The 18,931-nt window shown below is 37.8% G+C and carries 10 protein-coding genes and 1 riboswitch; of the genes, 1 reads left to right on the top strand and 9 read right to left on the bottom strand.

The features are described from left to right. Positions 1-7: 7 nt before the first annotated feature. The 3 genes from C8N37_RS20000 to C8N37_RS19990 all read right to left on the bottom strand — a co-directional run bounded on the left by C8N37_RS20000 (position 8) and on the right by C8N37_RS19990 (position 5,038). On the bottom strand, positions 8-3,334 hold the full coding sequence (locus C8N37_RS20000; RefSeq protein ID WP_108160592.1) for a SusC/RagA family TonB-linked outer membrane protein: 3,327 nt from the start codon (positions 3,332-3,334) through the stop codon (positions 8-10). An 11-nt stretch (positions 3,335-3,345) separates the two neighbouring features. Continuing rightward, the gene (locus C8N37_RS19995; protein WP_108160591.1) at positions 3,346-4,404 is read right to left on the bottom strand and encodes a FecR family protein; all 1,059 of its coding nucleotides are present in this window, start codon (positions 4,402-4,404) and stop codon (positions 3,346-3,348) included. A 61-nt stretch (positions 4,405-4,465) separates the two neighbouring features. Then, positions 4,466-5,038: an RNA polymerase sigma-70 factor gene (locus C8N37_RS19990; protein WP_108160590.1), complete on the bottom strand. Its 573-nt coding sequence runs from the start codon at positions 5,036-5,038 to the stop codon at positions 4,466-4,468. A 285-nt stretch (positions 5,039-5,323) separates the two neighbouring features. After that, positions 5,324-5,417: riboswitch (SAM-I-IV-variant riboswitch) on the top strand. A 35-nt stretch (positions 5,418-5,452) separates the two neighbouring features. Here C8N37_RS19990 and C8N37_RS19985 point away from each other — a divergent pair. Next, positions 5,453-5,716 (top strand): hypothetical protein, encoded by a 264-nt coding sequence (locus C8N37_RS19985; protein WP_045752720.1) that lies wholly within the window; start codon positions 5,453-5,455, stop codon positions 5,714-5,716. A gap of 181 nt (positions 5,717-5,897) precedes the next feature. Here C8N37_RS19985 and C8N37_RS19980 read toward each other — a convergent pair whose 3' ends face one another. The 6 genes from C8N37_RS19980 to C8N37_RS19955 form a co-directional block, all read right to left on the bottom strand. After that, on the bottom strand, positions 5,898-8,282 hold the full coding sequence (locus C8N37_RS19980; protein ID WP_211322314.1) for a glycoside hydrolase family 2 TIM barrel-domain containing protein: 2,385 nt from the start codon (positions 8,280-8,282) through the stop codon (positions 5,898-5,900). A 92-nt stretch (positions 8,283-8,374) separates the two neighbouring features. Next, on the bottom strand, positions 8,375-9,961 hold the full coding sequence (locus C8N37_RS19975) for a glycoside hydrolase family 43 protein (RefSeq protein WP_108160667.1): 1,587 nt from the start codon (positions 9,959-9,961) through the stop codon (positions 8,375-8,377). A 115-nt stretch (positions 9,962-10,076) separates the two neighbouring features. Beyond that, positions 10,077-10,991 (bottom strand): hypothetical protein, encoded by a 915-nt coding sequence (locus C8N37_RS19970; RefSeq protein WP_108160588.1) that lies wholly within the window; start codon positions 10,989-10,991, stop codon positions 10,077-10,079. Positions 10,992-11,096: 105 nt separating this feature from the next. Beyond that, positions 11,097-12,725, bottom strand: coding sequence for a RagB/SusD family nutrient uptake outer membrane protein (locus C8N37_RS19965; RefSeq protein WP_108160587.1), 1,629 nt, complete (start codon positions 12,723-12,725; stop codon positions 11,097-11,099). Positions 12,726-12,736: 11 nt separating this feature from the next. After that, the gene (locus tag C8N37_RS19960) at positions 12,737-15,874 is read right to left on the bottom strand and encodes a SusC/RagA family TonB-linked outer membrane protein (RefSeq protein ID WP_108160586.1); all 3,138 of its coding nucleotides are present in this window, start codon (positions 15,872-15,874) and stop codon (positions 12,737-12,739) included. A gap of 29 nt (positions 15,875-15,903) precedes the next feature. After that, positions 15,904-18,765, bottom strand: coding sequence for a glycoside hydrolase family 31 protein (locus C8N37_RS19955; RefSeq protein ID WP_108160585.1), 2,862 nt, complete (start codon positions 18,763-18,765; stop codon positions 15,904-15,906). Positions 18,766-18,931 lie beyond the last annotated feature (166 nt).

Here is an 18,931-nt window from a genome sequence, read left to right as displayed (position 1 = left end):
TCTTATTTTAAAAACCAATATTGATATTCAAAGAATAGTTAAGCACTCGGCTAGATTCTGAAAGCATGTTGGCATAGGTATTATCTACGACACTACTGCTTGTTACACCGTATTGCTTAGCTAATGTTTCATAATTCTTGATTGTCCCTTTTTTTGCTGAATAGGGTGTCCATATCGCCAAATTGCTGGCCATAGCGGTCACTGAGATATGACTTAGTTTTAAGCGTTCTATTAATCCGGCTTTAAAAGTATAACCTAAGCTGATGTTGTCCAATTTGAGGTATGTCCTATCCAATAAAAAGCGAGTAGAATTCATGATGGACGATGTACTTGTATTCGAAAGCCTAGGTGAAGTGGCCAACTGTCCTGGAAAACGCCAAGAATTTAACATATCAATGGATTGATTTCCACTTAAAATACTAAGACCATCCAAACCATTGTTTCTGCCTGCTTGATCAAAATAAAGCCCTCCTTTTGCATATTTAAAAAAGACAGAAAAGTTCCAGTTATCATATGTGATATAGTTAGTCAGACCACCATAATACTTGTGTGTCGCATCACCAGCAATGACCCGATCATTGGTATTAAAAGTTTTGGTAATATTGCCATTTACGTCATACCACATCGGATCACCAGTAGAAGGATCTACGCCAGCCCAACGTACTAAATAATAAGATCTTGAGTTATAACCAGGACGCATAATCGTAGTTCCCGATACCCGATCGATATCTTCATTTAACTCCAATACTTTATTACGATTGGAGGATAGGATAAAACTGGCACTCCAATTAAACTTTTCTTTTTTGATGATATCTCCGTTCACACTCAGTTCGATTCCGGTATTCTGCATTTTACCTACATTTTCATAGGTACGGCGAAATCCTGTTACCATCGAGACATAGGCATTGTCAATCATATCATGCGTTACATTTCGATAAAATTCTGCGGCAATATTAAATCTTTCAAATAATCTAAAATCTATACCCGTGTTGAGCATTTTGGTTGTTTCCCATTTCAGTCCGTCATTGACACCTCTTGTCATCGTTGTACCAGAATTACCGCCATAACTATAGTCGGCATCGTATTTATAAATACCGCTGGCATAAGATGAATTAAATCTAGAGTTACCATTGTTCCCGTAAGACACTTTAAATTTCAAGAAATCGATCACTTTATTTTTAGGCCAAAAAGACTCATTACTCGCAGTCCAGGCAGCGCCTACAGAACTAAATGTACCCCATTTAACATCCTTTCCGAAATTGGAACTTCCATCTTTTCGATAGGTGTAGTTGATCGCATAGCGTTTGTCATATACATAACCAGCTCGCCCAAAATAAGAAAGTAGAGTCTGTTTGTCACGACTTGTTGTTCCTACACGACTTGTTACTGCCACAAAACCAACTTCTCGGATATCGTCATTGGGAAAATTGCTTCCTGTCGCAGAAACAGAACGACGCTCCTCTTTTCTCGCTTCGGTACCCACTAAAAGGTCAAAATCTCCACCAAATATCTTCCTATCAAAAGTCAATGTATTGGTACTGATTAAATTGAGCACTTGTGACTGTCCTCGATATGCACTTCCATTACTTGAGGCACCAGAATAATTATACATCGAATTATACATATCCTCATTGACACTGGTAAAATCAGCTCCATTCAGATTGGTAAACTTTAATCCATCCATTAATTGATAGCTGAATCCTAATGATCCAAGCACATGGGCGGCTTCTTGTTTCTGATCATTTTGATCAGATAATCCCGGCATATTTTGCAACAAATTACCATTTGGATCTCGTTCTATATAACTTCCATTAGGTCCATAAGGACTGATGAGTGGACTGTATTGAAAATAGGCATTTCCAGGATTGAACATATCGTCTTTGGTATAGGAAGCCGATAGGGTTGAATTGAGAATCAAGCGTTTTCCGACATTACCACTTACATTGGAACGTACATCATAGCGCTTGGTGGTGTTGCCAATGATCATGTGTTTTTCATCGTACACATTGGCAGCTAGGAAATAGCGTGCTGCATCTGTGGAGCCCGAAAGACTTACATTATGCAAGGTTGTCAAGCCAGTACGATTGTAGACATCTGCCCAATTTGTATTTTGATTGGTATCTAATTTACCCAGTTGATCCATCATTCCCATATCTTTGACGAGATTCAGGTATTGAAGACCGTTGAGCTGGTTGAGGTATGTCGTGGGACGTTTATTGATCCCTGAACGGAATGTATAATTAAGTTTTGGTGCTCCCTTACCTTTACGAGTGGTGATCAAGATTACCCCATTTGAACCATTGGCTCCATATATGGTCGTAGCACTTGCGTCTTTAAGGACGGTCACGCTCTCGATATCATTGGGATTTATATAGGTCAATGGACTGATCGAGTTCTGCATCCCGGGGATCGAATTGGTCGTTCCACCGGTATAGAGCGGTACGCCATCCACCACCCATAGAGGCTCATTGGAAGTTGTTCCACCTACCGTGGACGATTCACCACGTATGCGTGTACTGTAGCGTGATCGGGCTGAACTATTCGTGCCCGCATCTTGTGAATTGAATTCAATTCCGGGTACAATACCTTCCAACAAAGCATCAAGACGAAGTGTAGGTCTATTTTCCAATTCCTTTCTTGTGATCACAAAAGCAGATCCCGTCTGATTTTCACGCGACTCTTTGGTTCCATAAGCCGTGACAATAACTTCATCCAGGTAATCCATACTCTTCTCCAATACAATCCGCGAGTTTTTCATGATCTCCTTGACAGGTATTTCCTGCGATTTATATCCGATATAGCTGATGATCAACGTACCTTCCACAGGTGCTACGATATTGAATTCGCCACGATTGTCCGTACCGATCACTTTGCTCGTACCTTTTAAGGCTACACTTACACCGGCTTGATTGGCAGCTGTTTTTCCGTCTTGATCATCAACCACTACCCGCCCCTTCAACAATACAGTAGAGCCCTGCTTTACTTTTGGCTTGGTAAGTGTAATCGTTTTATTGACAATCTTATATTCAACATCTAGTGCTGTGGATAATTTTGCTAGCGCTTCCTTAATCCCATTTTCATTGAGCGCAAGCTGTACAGCAGGATCGTTTTCCAAAATATCAGCATCATAGACAAAAGAATAACCAGATTGGTCTTCGATCTGCTTTAAGACAGTTTTTAAAGGTTTTTTGGTACCATCTACTTGAATTTGCTGTGCAAAACTATGCTGAGAAGTACAGGTCAGCAATCCAATGGCCACCAAGGTAGTGAGTTTAACCGAAAGCAACTCGGGCTTTAAAAAAGCCGGGCTTCGTTTAAAGAATTTTTCATTCATTGTATTTAAGGTTAATTATTTGCAAAAGTTACATACAGAAGATTTCCTTTAAGCTGGAAATTTCCATTCGTTAGGTTTTTCATGATCTCAAGCACATCGGCGGTTTTGGAACCATTTGCTATTTTACCGGAAATATGTTGATTAGGTATAGATGTCTGATATACAACCTCAAAACCATACCAAGCGCTCAATTGGTCTAGGACTGATTTAATAGATTCGTTATCAAATTCAAAATCTAGATTGCGCCAAGCCTCCTTATCCGATCTGGTTAGTTTTTCACGAATGAAGGAGCCATCTGTATTGAGCACCATGTCATTTGGTTTTAAAATCAAGCTTTGACGACCATTGGTCAATTCGATTTTACCCTCATGCAGTGTGGTTATTGTTTTTTCAAGGTCGGCATATGCTTTTACATTGAATTTTGTTCCGAGAACTTTTATTTGCTGATCTGAAGTTGTGACCACAAAGCTCCGTCCCGGAATGGTCGTTACTTCAAAATAAGCCTCGCCTTCCAAGGAGATTGTCCTTTGGGAAGAACTAGCATAATCTGGGGATAGAGAAATTTTAGATCCCACATTTAAAGTTACTTTGGTGCCATCAGGAAGAATGGCTTTTGTAAATTCACCTTTTCCAGTTGCTAATGAGCTCAACGATTTATAGTTCCTCAGATCCACATAATTTGCTGTATCAAGAAAATCCTTTAGGTCGCCACTGATCTCTTCGCTCTGACCTGTATTATCTGTTATTAGAACTGCTGATCTAAATATCGGTTTATCAACGTCAGATTGTTGGTTTAACCATATCCAAGCAACAGCTGCTGAAAAAAGCACGATGGCTGCTGCGACTTTCCATAACCATTGTATCTGCTTCATCTTCACTGGAGCGATACGATTGTTTATATTTTCCCAATGTTTCTGTTGGAGTTCAACAAGAGGGACATCGCTATCAACCTCGGTCTGACTATCGTCAAAACTATTATACCAAAGCTGAAATTGGCGGATCTCATCCTTAGAAGCCGTACCTTGGTTGATACGGGCAATAATTTCTTTTATTTCTTGTTGCGATTTCATATGATTAACAATCGTGGTCTATAATAGAAGTACCACAAGTATCAATCAACGCACGCCGAAATTAAAAAAATAATAAAGATTTCAAATTATTTATAAAAATCCTCAAATGTTTTAGACTTTTACTTATTTGATTTTCAACAGTACGAGGTGAAATATTCAATTTTTCAGCGATTTCCTTACTATTGAGATTGTCGATTCGAGAATAATTAAAGATAATTTTGGTCTTCTCCGGTAGTCGTTCTATCTCCTGAAAAATAAGTTGCTGAAGTTCTTTTGAATTCAAGGTATCATCCAAATTAAGTTCTTCTATCCGATCCAACAGACCATAGGAGGTATGATCAATATATTCAACTCGAGATGATCGGTTTAAATATTTGATAATAGAGAATTTTGTTGCCTGAAACAAATAGGCTTCAAGATTTTGAATTTCGTCAAGTTTGGGGTTTTTCCAAAGAGAAACAAAGATATCCTGTAAAAGATCTTCCGCAATATCTGTCTGTGGAAGCCTGTTATTACAGATTACAAATATCTTATCCCAATACCTTTCATAAATGATCTTAAATGCTTCTTGGTCTCCAGCTCGGATCAACTTTTGTAAAGTTAAATTATCGAGTGAGCTATAGTTGTTTTTCATTTTTATCCCCGTTCTGTCGAATATCGACAAAACGAATCCATGTGATGGGCCAAAACTACAATAATAATTAAAAGAAAACAAGACAGTTAACCATTGAGAACTCGGGTATTCGGTATTTTACCCCAATAAAGGAATCGCGTAACTGCATCAAAAAAATATCCATATAAAACTTGATCATGAAGCTATAGCAAAATCTATGTAGGTAAGCATAGACCTATGCTAGAAAAGAATAACATCTAATTATTTTAAAATAAATTTTGATTCAAAATAAAATCTACTAACTTTGTAGAGTATTCAGAATTGCACGATGCAATACCAACCGAGTTAAGTAACCGCGGTGGTAAATTAATATGGGTTTCGACCAAAAATATCTGGATACAGTTTATGGTTTAATCCTTTAAATTTTTAAATTGTATGTCAACACCAAATCTTTATCAACACTTACTGGAAAAATTCAGTTATTACACCATCAACGAACTGATACAACTCAACAATGATACGGTATCGGAAAAAGGCTGGGGTTCCTCCAAATCCACATTTCGCACGGCTCTCATCAGTACTTTTTCTAAAAGAGGTTTAGACCTTTCCAACATTATTTCAAGAGAAGATGGTTTTACCTCCGTCAAGTATGTAGCAGTGCGATTAGAAAAAAATACGCTGATTCCAATTGTTCAGTAAGAAAAAGTAACTTTCAAACAAGCTATCTAATTGACTTTATCTGTTAATGAGAATCAGATTTAGTAAACGATTTTGTCAGCGAATGAGGATAAATTAACATAGGATAAAGTGAAAAAGCTATTAAGTGTACTACTTTCACTTAATAGCTTTAAAAAACTACTCCATATCTTTTAATAGTGATTTATCTAAAGTTTATTTCTACTTGATCGGACACAAGCCCTTTTGATTTCGCTATTAAGCGGCAAATTCCTTTTTTAGAACCTTTTACAATAGCTAAAGATTTTCCGTTAAAAGTCCTTCTTTTAGTTGATTGAAAGGATGTATGATCTGTTGTACTACCATTATCAGTGGCTACAATCTCTCCATCACGACCTAATATTGAAAATTCTACTTCATTTGTAGCCATTGGAACGAGATTCCCTTCCTGATCAACAACAGTTGCCTGCGCAAATGCCAATTCATTTTCATCCAATTTCAAATTATTTTGCTCCAAGGTCAACTTTATTTTATACGCAGGCTTCGCTGTAACGACAGTGCACGTTTTCACTTCTTTACCATGGAGATAAGAAATGGCTTTTAATTCTCCTGGTTCAAAAGGTATACCTTTAAATACAGCATCATAACGATCTACACTTTTAAACTGCTCTCCGATTTTTCTGTTATTTAAATAAAGGTCTACACGGTCTGCTTGATTAAAATAAACAACAACATCTACATGATCATTTTGCTTCCAGTTCCAATGCGGTAAAATATGTAACACTGTTTTATCCGACCAAACACTTTGATATAAATAGTAAACATCTTTGGGGTATCCTGCAAGATCTACTATACCAAAATAAGAACTTCTAGCGGGCCAAAGATATGGAGTGGGTTCACCCAAATAGTCAAAACCTGTCCACACAAACATACCTGAAATAAAGTCATTCTGTTCAAATACACGCAAACTTGTTTGATGGTTTGAACCCCAAGGAGCATGTACATGATCATATGCAGATATATTTTTATCTGTATTACCTCCGTTAAATGGAATATCCCAACGCTCTGGCCAAATACTCATGGAGTCCACCGATAATAAATCATATTGACCTCGACTTGCTAGTGCTGATGTACTTTCAGTCACAATGAGTTTTTTACCCGGATGATCTTCATGGAAAGTTGACCACTTCTGGTGGTTATAGTTGTATCCTACCAAATCTATGGCTTCGGACATTAGTACAGGGTTGTTCTTAGACATTTCATTATTAGCAATTGTAGTGGGGCGTGTGCCATCCAAGCTATCCACAAGAGAAGCTAATATTTTGGGAATCCTCATTCCGTCTGCTTTGGAATGCCACTGCTCTTGAGCTTCATTTCCTAAACACCAGATAAATAATGAAGGATGATTGCGGTCTCTTTTGATATGGTCTTCAAAATCTCTACGAAACCAATTATCCCAATATAAATGATAATCATAAGGATTTTTTTTAAACTTCCAGACATCGAAAGTTTCATTCATCACAATAAATCCCAGGCTATCGCATAGATCCAAGAACTGTTCTGAGGCAGGATTGTGGGAAGTACGGATACCATTTACCCCCATATCTTTCATTATTTTCAACTGCCGCAGTGCAGCAGACTTATTAAAGGCCATTCCGAGAGCACCAAGATCACTATGCATACAGACACCCCTAATTTTTAAATGCCTGCCATTAATCATAAAACCTTGATCCTTGTCAAATATAAAAGATCTTAATCCAAATTTGGTTTCATGGCGATCCAATACTTGATCACCTTTCAGTATCTCTACAACAAATTTATACTGTTGTGGAGTATCCATATCCCAGAGCTTTGGGTGATCTAGCGTAATCTCTTTCGAGAATAGTGAATTTTCATTTCCTAAAAGTTTTAATCCTTGTTTAAAAGATAGCACTTGAACACCCTGTGGAGAAAATACTGATGATCTAATTTGAATATTTTCAATCTTCCGATATTTATTGTCGACTGTTACTTGCAATTGAACATCAGCTTTTTGTGAATCAACATGCAACGATTTGACAAATGTACCATGATACCCCACACTAATAGGATTGCGTATCACCAATTGAACAGGTCGGTATATTCCCGATCCACTATAAAATCTAGTATTAGGCTGTTTGCTATTATCAACTTTTACGGTTATGACATTTTTTTTTCCTTCCCATAGCATATAGTCGGTTAGATCATAACTGAATCCGATAAATCCATTTGGTCTTTTCCCAACACTGTGGCCATTGATCCAAACCTCACTTTGCTCATAAACACCTTCAAATTCAACAAATACGAGCTGCCCCTTATCCTTATCAGGCAATGTAAACTCTTTTTTATACCAACCTATACCTCCAGATAAATATCCACCACCACTACTTGCAGGACTGTGGTTATCAAAGTTCATTTCAATGCTCCAATCGTGCGGTAGGTCAAGTCGACGCCACTTCGAAAAAAGAGAATCGTTCAAATAAGATTGAGTCGAATCCAATTTAAAAAACCAATCTTGATTGAAATTTAATTGTTTTCTTATTTGTGCTACTGAGGATAATATTGTAACCAAAAACAAGAAAAATATCATAAATGCTCGAAAATAATTCGAGTGCAACAAGCGATTTAACATAAAAAAATATTAAGCGTTAACATTCACGATCATTAGTTAGTAGCATAATCAAACCAGTCATAAAAAGCATGAGCTTTTGTTTTATATCCATTAGAAGTCGAATATAGACCAATCATTACGCCTGTAAATCCACCGGCAACCTCAGTACTCAGATATCGTGTATCTATTTTACCTATGGTTATATATGCTCCGTTTTTAGCATCTATATAACCAAACTGGTATTCTAGCGCTGTTCCTTTGATTTTCAATTCTACTTTATTTGTTGAGATTTCCTTTTCAGCAACAATATAATTTAATGAGCCAACCATAGCCCTCAACTGGACGACATATCCCTTCCCTTTACGTCTAAGAAAAAAATCATAATGATGAGAGCTCGTCTGAAACAAAGTCATACCAGCTTCTTCATGCTCTTTATCGGAGATGAATTCAAATGCTGTACTTGCCTGAAAATCATGTTCTGTTTGTCTTCGACCAATAAAAGAAAGGGGTTTAGCTTCATTCAGAGTAGTCGTGCTGCTCTGCATACGTAAATAACCAGTACGCTCAGTCAAGGAATAATTTATAGCTTCTGGATTACGTAAGTATTGCCAATGAATATTGATTTTTTCTCCATCAAAATCATCCCTAATTGCTGCATCTGAAAAAGGTTGTTTGGGTAAAGGAGCAACATCCATATCCAATTGAATAATACCATTACCATTAATCTGAGGCCAACCATTTTTTGGCCAGCTCACAGGAGCTAAAAATGTTTCTCGTCCTAAAATATGGTAATACGTATAGGGCTGAGTCACTCTGAATCCTAAAAATACGGTCCACCATGAACCATCTGCTAATTGAATAAAGTCTGCATGCCCTACTCCTTGAATAGGACTTGCCTGCCCCATTCTGTTGGAATGACTTAGAATAGGGTTTAGCGGACAGGATTCATAAGGGCCCCATATCGAACGACTCCGTCCAATACTTGCGCTGTGTGCATATTCAGTTCCTCCTTCTCCAAGTAACAAATAATAATAATCGTCTTTTCGGTAAAGGTGTGGTGCTTCTGGAAAACGACCTCCCGTTCCTGCCCAAACTAGCTTTACATCAGAAAGTAATTTTCCTGAGCTAAGTTCGATCTCGGTAACACCGATACCTTCATTGCCTTGAGTCACGAAATAACTTTTACCATCTTCATCCCAAAAGATATCAGGGTCTATACTCTTGATATCGACCCAAATGGGATCACTCCATGGTCCTGCAGGATTTTGTGCTGTGCAATAAAAATTACCCTTATCCGAAATATTGGTACCTATCACATAAAATAGTCCATTATGATAACGGATAGAAGGAGCAAATAATCCGTTGGAAGATGGTGCGTTATGCAATTTTAATTGCGATTCACGAGTCAAGCAGTGACCTATCTGCTCCCAATTTATTAGATCTTTGCTATGATAAATCGGCAATCCTGGAAAATATTCGAAAGAAGAGGTGACCAAATAAAAATCATCGCCAACCCGACATATGCTAGGATCGGGATTAAAGCCTTTGATAATTGGGTTTTTAAATCCTGTCTGCCCCGATACTAGTTGTATACAAAATACCATGAATAGGGTAAAGACACTGAAGATAATTCTTTTCATATGGTGAATATCATGTTGTATGCGATGCTGAAAAGGTTTGTTAGAACTGTAGTACAGCATACATTCCTTTTTAAACTGCAATTATTTTAATGTAATTTGAAAATACAGGGTTTCCTTAATTTGATGCTTCCCAGCTATCATAGTAATCTTTGCTAATAAAATTAAAGGTCAACATAGCTGCACTGTCGTTAGAAAGAACTGGATCTCTTAAGACTGCCAATTGCATCGTATTTTTAGTGAGGGACATAATCCGAACATCTCCCCAATCGACCACTATACCATCTTGCGGCTGCCCATGTAATGGCGAAGCATCTACCATCCGTATCGTTTTAGTATCGATATCGATTAAAAATGTTCCCTTTTGCTTTTTACCCAACATATTATGGTTGACGATGACATTTGCACCTCCTTTTAAATTAAAGGTCATTTCACCATAATCACCAGCTGGCATAAGCCAAGTATTATCTTTCCATTGGGGTTCCCAAAGCCACGAATCGCTATTCAAAGGTTTTCCGTTAGCATTGATATTTCCCCACCAATCACCTGTACCATAAAAATACATTGGTCCCTTAAAAGCTCTGGATACTCCATGTTGATCAAGATCTAGATACCAAGTTTTTTCTTCTCCTGCCCCACCTGCCAGCATAGTCCAAATTTCATCACTTATAAATTCGGCATACATATCATCGATCGTAAAAGTTACTGGCTCTCCATAAACTATTCCTCCACGGGTTTCAACCCCAAACTTCACGTTATATTCTCCAGGGAATGGCATTTTTAAGGTTACCTTTTTGTCCTGACTGTGACCTTGAGGATGATCCCATAAGGGGGTATATTTTGCATCCATCAAACTGGTTAAGTAAATGATATTTGGATTGTTTACATCATGTTCAATTTTATAAGAAGATCCTTCTACCAATTGAGCCGAAGTTACGTCGATATCGCCTAATGTATACTTTTCAGGGGCGCATGCGCCTAACAAAACTATCCCAAAAAAGAAATAGATGCTATACTGTAATATTTTTTTCATCGTTAAATCATATTTTATCTAAAGAATAAGAAGCTGTCAGATTTATTAGACACAAAGGATCATTTGAATAAATCTCATACTTCCATCACTTACTTTACTATGAACTTAATTCCATCCGTCATTTTGTTTGAGTACGCCATTGGATAAGGTGATCTGTTTATTAGGAATCTGCATAAAACCTCGTGTTTTTAAAAAGTTATCTTTTGTGACGGAAACTTTCTCTGGAACAGAACCGCTAAGTACTTCCTCAGAAGTTTCAAGTATGACCGCAGCATTATTTAATCCCTGTCTTAAAACATCCCAATAACGAATCCCTTCGAAAGCAAACTCAAATTCTCTTTCTCTTAAAATAGCAGTCTTGGATACCGCAGCAGGTGTGAAATTAGTTTTATAAGCTCTTTTACGCACATCATCAAAATACTTTTGAGCATTTCCCGATCCTAATTCGGCAGCCATTAGCAATACATCTGCATAACGGATCACGAAATAATCCTGATCTTGAGACAACTGCATATCTTTATCTCCTCCTGTATTGGTAGTACCATCTGGAAATGCGGTAGGAGCATATTTTTTTACCACAAATCCAGTATATTCACGTTGATCTTTCAGGTCAAATCCAGTGATTCCCTCTCCATCAATATCAATTATCGAAGCAACTTTTCGGGTATCATGATTATCAAATTTATTAAAGAAGTTTTTACTGACCGTACAAGCGCCCCAACCCTGACCATATGGTGACCAGCTTTTACCTCTCAGTCCTAAGAAAACAATCCAGCGATTGCCATCAACATATCCATTGTAATTGGAAGTATTATTAAACTTCTGGGCAAATACAACTTCCGAATTTCCTTTTCCTGCATATTTGGATATATCCAATGAGTTGTTACTTCCGTTTGGAATATAGCTAGCCGCAGGCCAGAGTGTATTAAAGTTTTCTACTAAAGCAAATTGACCACTACTAATCACCTCTTCTAGCCCGGTCAATGCTTCCGCTTTTGTGATGCCAATATCTTCTGTGCCATAATATCCAGTATAGAATAAATAAACACGTGCTAATAATGCCTTTGCCGCTAGAGGTGTTGCTCGCCCATCGTTAGTTCCTGCTGCCGATTTTGGATAGGCATCTGCAGGAATATTGCTTGCCGCAAATTTAAGATCCTCCACAATTAATTTGTATACCTCCTTAGGATCTGCTTGAGGAATATTATCACTTGTAGGAGTGGTCAGTAAAGGAATATTCTCAAATAAACGAACCAAATCAAAATACATCAGAGCACGCAAAAACTTAGTTTCTCCCTCTATCCGTGCTCTTGCAGTTACCTGATTAGCAAAGTCAGTCCCATCCAACTTACTTAGCAAGGTATTCGCTCTAAAAATACCGACATAGTAATCTGACCAAGTACCGTCAAAAATATTATTATCAGACGAAGATTCAGCAATATTAAAACGATCAATTGCCTGAAATACACGACCATCGGTAGTACCAGTTCCTCCAAAACAATGATCTGCTGCTACCTCTGCTGTTAAATAAAAGGATTGGTGACCATTGGATACCGTCAGCTGGTAGCCATCATAACAACCGACTAATGCCATATCTGCATCGGCTACTGTCTTATAGAAATTACTTTCTAAAACACTTGTCATAGGTTCTACATCGAGAAAACGGGATGAACAGGAATTGAACAATAATGCCGTCATTAAAAGTGAACTGTATATATAATGTGATTTATTCATGATTTTAGTATTTAAAATTTAACATTTAGACCAAACAACACACTCTTTGGTCTTGGATAATAACCTAAATCTATACCTGAAACCCAACCATCCGTTCCATAACCAATCTCTGGATCCATACCGTCATACTTCGTAAAAGTGAATAGATTTTGCCCCTGAACGTAGAAACGAATTTGATTGGCATATTTCCAATGGATAACTTTAGATAAGTCGTAACCCAAAGTAATGTTACTGATTCGGAGAAAATCTCCATCTTGTAAATAAAGATCCGAGAACTGCCAGTTAACATTTGTTTCGGTAACACGTGGAATGGTATTAGAAGTTCCCTCTCCAGTCCATCTGTCCAAAATACGAGTCGTATAATTTCCTTGTTTATTGGCATGATTACGATAAGATTGTACAATTTTATTTCCAACGGATCCATATGCTTGGATGGAAAAATCAAATCCTTTGTAATCTAAACCAAGGTTAAAGCCATAAGTAAAATTGGCCATACCAACACCTAGATTCGTTTTATCGGCAGCATTGATCACACCATCACCATTTTGATCCACGTACTTGACGTCACCCGGTTTTACAGCAGCTTGTAGAATACCCTTTCCTGCATCTCTCCAGGCATCAATCTCAGCTTGGTTTTGAAATAAACCGTCGGTCTTATATCCCCAAAAATATCCAATGGGCTGACCATTTTCAGCACGATAAAATTCTTCTGAATTGTCATATAGCATTCCTGTACGTCCATGGATAATGCCATCTTCTGTCGGAATTTTGCCCACTTTATTTTTATTATAGGCACCATTGATACCTAATCGATATTTCAGATCATTGATTCCATCAGACCAATTTACAGCTAGCTCAACTCCCCTATTTTTTACGTCCCCACCATTGATATAAGGAGGCTGTGTTCCTGTCGTTGCTAACACGGGGGCAGTTACCAACCAGTCTTTTGTTGTTTTGACATAAAAGTCAGAGACAACATCTAAATGATTATTGACAAACTTTGCGTCGAAACCAATATTAATTTGTTCTGATGTTTCCCAAGATAAATTTGGATTAGATAACCTACTTGGATAAGCGCCAGCAATATTAGTATTACTTGTTCCAAATACGTAGTGTGCTCCAGGATTGTTAGGTGTAATACCGGTTGAAGTACTTATTGGTGCAGCATATTGAAAGTCATCAATATCTTGATTACCGACCTGCCCCCATGAAGCCCTAAGTTTAAAAAAGTTGACCACACTCCAATTTTCTTTAAAAAAATCTTCAGCCGACACCACCCAGCCTACGGATACCGAAGGAAAATAACCCCAGCGATTGGCTTTAGAAAATTTTGATGAAGCATCAGCTCTTAATGTTGCATTTAAAAGATACTTCTCTTTATAATTGTAACCCATACGCCCAAAATAAGATACCCTGCGGGTTATATTCTCAGGTTTACCAGCTACTGTGCGGGTCTCTACGACATTACCTTTCTCATCGAGGTGTGCTTGACCGGTTGTATTATCTAAGTAAGCATGCGAAAAGTCATTAAATTGCGACAAAAGATTCCAATTGGATGCAGATAGATAAGTTCCTTGGTAACGCAGGGACTCCATACCTATCATCGCTGAAAACCTATGGTCAGTGTTGATATCAAAATCATAAGATGCTGTATTTGTCCATGTCAACGTATGCCCTTTGCTCATGTTTTGAGAAGTAGTCGTATGATCTTCGTTGTAGGTATAGATTGAAAAGCGATACATTGGCGTAAAGCTTCTATATTCGGAGGCAAAATAATTAAACCCTACTAGTGAACGGAGTTTCAAACTTTTGATTGGTTCCATTTCAGCAAAAACATCGGCTAACAATTTCTGAGCATCATTGCTATTATTGGAATTGGTCATCATGCTCCCATATGGATTGCTATCGCCGTTGTACCAAGGTGAATTGGAAGTATCATTATAAGGACTTCCATACAATCCATTATCCGAATATACTGGAGATAATGGCGAGGTGCTAAATGATCCTCGCAAGGTATTGTTATATTGATCACCGACGCTCACACCTCTGTTTTTGATGTAATTGAAATTGAGATGTTGACCAATTTTCACAAAATTATTCAATAATTTATGTTCAGAATTACTACGAAATCCATATCGTTCATAGTTCGAAACAGCTCTACCACCGACGATCCCTTCTTGTGCAATATAATTTAATGACATGGCATAAGTTGATTTTTCAGATCCACCGGTCAATCCAATGTTATAATTATCTGTTTTGGCATTATCTTTAAACATATAATCCAACCAATTGGTATTAGCCAAGCCATCCATCGCTTCAAAAGCAATAATTCCTGCTCCAGAATTAAGAGACTGCTCATTCATGATGACTTTATACTGATCAGCATTCAGCAAATTTGCCTTTCGTGCTACATTTTGAATACCTGTATATCCATCAAAGGATAGGATACTTTTACCAGCTGCACCCATTTTTGTGGTTACCAAAACGACTCCATTTGCGGCTTGGGATCCGTAAATAGCGGCAGATGCAGCATCTTTTAACACATCTATTGATTGAATATCAGCTGCGTTCAACACCGATATATCGCCACCTGGCACTCCATCAATAACATACAGAGGTCCTGAATTGCCTATTGTACCTAAACCACGAACCACTACTTTCATATCTGCACCTGGCTGCCCTGATGTTGACGTTATGGATACCCCAGGAGCCTGACCTTGCAGCGCTTGTAGCGGATTGACTTGGTTACGCTTTTGCAAATCTTCCCCTTCTACTTTCAAATTTGCTCCCGTATTTAATCTCTTCTTTTGAACACCATAACCAATCACTACTACCTCATCCAAATCGGAGATCATAGGTTCCAAACGAATGATCGTATTTGTACCCGTGACGGGAATCTCCTGAGTTTGATATCCAACATAAGAAACTACTAAAATAGTCCCCTTGGTTGCAGCTATTGAAAATTTACCAGCTTCATTACTACTTGTTGAGATCGTCTGATTCTTTATCCTTATACTTGCCCCCCCGATTGGTAAGTTGGCATCAGCAGAAACAACCGATCCCGTAAAAGATTGTGCACAAACAATCGAGGTCATGCCCGTCATGAAAACGATGGCAATTCCCTTGTTAAACAATTGCTTACTTATCATATTATTTAATTTAAAATTGGTTTTAATTATTATAATTTGATCTTTAATGCTTTACCTGAATAAGTGATCATTTTGGATCGCTTAGCTTTCATATCGATACCCGTACTATGGGCAGCATCAACAAAAATGACATTGAATTTTCGTTCATTCAACATACCATCAAACACTCCGGTACGGTCAGCTAGGTACAACGTTTTGCTTTTGTGATCAAAAGTGATATCGATATGGCTGTATTTTCCTTTTTCATAATTGTAATTAATGCCCTCATCCTCATAAAGCGAAAATTGACCATCAGCGCCATCGTAAACATATAGATCAATCAAGTCTTGTTTTTTTTCGGTCGTATATTGAATGGAAGGACCTATAGGTAAAATTGATCCCGCTTTTACAAATACAGGAATCCTTTCATAAGTAGCTGGAGCGATGATATCTTGACCTCCTTGATTCACTTGTCCAGTATATAAATTATACCAATCTACTCCTTCTGGTAAGTGTATTGATCTAGATGTGGCCCCTTTTTCTGTAACTGGGTTAACCAATAAAGATGGACCCCATAAGTATTGGTCATTAATATTAAGACCATTTTTATCTTTAGGGAAGTCCATCGCCAACCCGCGTATCATCGAATAATCTTCAAAAAATGTCTTTGCGGCCATGCTATAATTATATGCCAACAGTTTATATCTCAAATTGATATAATAAACGATACTTTTATAAGCAGGATGAGTGTCTGGAGCAATATTAAAAGGTTCGCGATATGGAAATTGACCGTGTGCACGGAATATGGGTAAAAATGTTCCATATTGATACCATCTGGTATTCATTTCACGCCATTCCTCCTGATCAGCTGGATTGGGATTATGAAACCTATTCTCTACTAAAAAACCACCTGCATCCATGGTCCAATAGGGTGTTCCAGACATTGAAAAATTGATTCCTGCAGAGATCTGGTCTTTCAAGTCATGCCATCTTGAAGCAATATCACCACTCCACGCCGCGGCAGCATACCGCTGTTGGCCCGCAAAATAAGAACGTGTTAAAATAAATACACGTTTATTAGGATCCGTTTCTCTTTGTCCCTCATAAATTCCCTTCGCATTTTGGAGTGGAAAAGCATTGTAGTAGCGGACAGATGATCCTATAAGGGGTTGGAATACGGACTTCCGTTCCTCCAGGTCGATGTTTGAATGAATATCGGGTTCACTGGCATCCATCCACCAAGCATCGACACCAATTTGAAACAGATTTTTATCAAGCAATTGCCAAAATGCATCTCGTGCTTCTTGATTAAAAGGATCATAAAAAGTCGATGTATAGCCTTTTCCAATCCAATCTTTTCGCCCGTCATATATATTTCTGGTATAAATCCACTTGTTATCTCTAAATGACTTGAATACAGAGGACTCTTCATTGATTTTTGGCCATGCTGAAATCATCAATTTATAATTTTGATCATGCAATTTTTTAATCATCCCAGATGGATCAGGGAAACGTGTCTGATCAAATTGTTGACTTCCCCAATCGGGTTCAGACCAATAAGACCAATCTTGTACGATATTATCAATAGGAATTTTTCTTCTGCGGAATTCAGATGCTACGCTTTCAATTTCAGCTTGTGTTTTATAGCGTTCCCGACTTTGCCAGAAACCAAAACTCCACAAAGGCATGATCGGTGCTTTTCCTGACAATCGACGATATCCTGAAACGACGTCATCCATTGATTTTCCATATACAAAATAGTAATCAATAGCATCACCTGCTTCAGAATTAAAAGAAAACATGCTTTTGCGTTTTTCTGGGACAGGACTCTGCCAGTTAACAGTAAAATATGATTCACCTCCATCTGGCAACCACTCCATACGAATATCGTGATCCACATCTTTATTAAATTCTTGTTCAATTTCAAAGGTTCCCGCATTCCACGACTGTCTCCAGCGATCGGCAACCAATTGTCCATCAATCCAAACTTTCATATAACCGGAGTATTTAAAATGAAGAACATGCTTTCCGGAGTAGGATGAGGAGATACGGCCTTCATAGATAACTTTACTATCGACTAGTTTGACATCTTTGGGAAACTTGTGCTGATCGGTCAAATAGCTATATTCAATGATGGATTCAGGACGTGTGATAAAAACTTCATCGGGTTTATGTTTATTGACATAGGTAGCTGTCAGCCAACCTTTTTCACCTTCCTTTGATGTTAATTTAAAAGCATTGAGAGGCAGTAGTGGGCGTATATCTCCAGCTTTGGTTATCGAGTAGTTGTGCCATAAGATTCCATAATTGTTTGTCGAAACCAAGAAGGGGATTCCAATTTCAGTATTATATTGTAGCAAAGTCACTTGTTTACCACGATTGTAATTCATGATCGCATTTTGGTGCTGTCCTAATCCATAAATACCCTCATCTGGGTCTACAACAAAATCTTGAGTCAACTTATAAAAAGCATCACCACCATAACTATCTGCTATAAATGCATCTGAATTTCTTTTGGATTCTGTAAGCACGCGTTTTCCTGATAAATCAAAAAATCCAACTTTCCCGCTGACTAGGGATACTTTTGCAATCAGATCTGCCGTTGTTAGGTTGATCGTAGAATCGGTCGATTGAACTTCAAATTTTTTAAGCTGTCTATGCAAAGAATCAACAATGACTAAACTTGATTGGGCAGGAAATGGATGACCATAAGGAAGGGCAGTGACACGAATAATTTTATCCGTAATAACATCTAGATATACATCTTGATCTAGGGCAGTTTCAGAACCTTTAAAACTGACTTTGACACCCGATTGAGTTTTAGTAAAATTTGATTTATTGCTTTGCGCATTTACATGATGGACGAGAGCAAAGAGTATAATACCGCTCAAAGCAAACTTTAAGTTTTGCATATATTAAAATAATTTATTGGTTTATTATATTGGTGATTTTCCCTTTTATCATACCAATTGGTAGGATCAAATATAAGTATGTATAGGGCTGCAAGAGGGGTATAATTGGTTAACAATTGGGGTATGGTATGTTAACCCAATTAAAAAAAGAAGTTCAGACCAAACA

It is taken from the genome of Sphingobacterium faecium, assembly GCF_003054045.1.
GTDB lineage: Bacteria > Bacteroidota > Bacteroidia > Sphingobacteriales > Sphingobacteriaceae > Sphingobacterium > Sphingobacterium faecium.
Note: the sequence above shows the minus strand (reverse complement) of the source record. Positions and strands in the feature narration are given on the sequence as shown.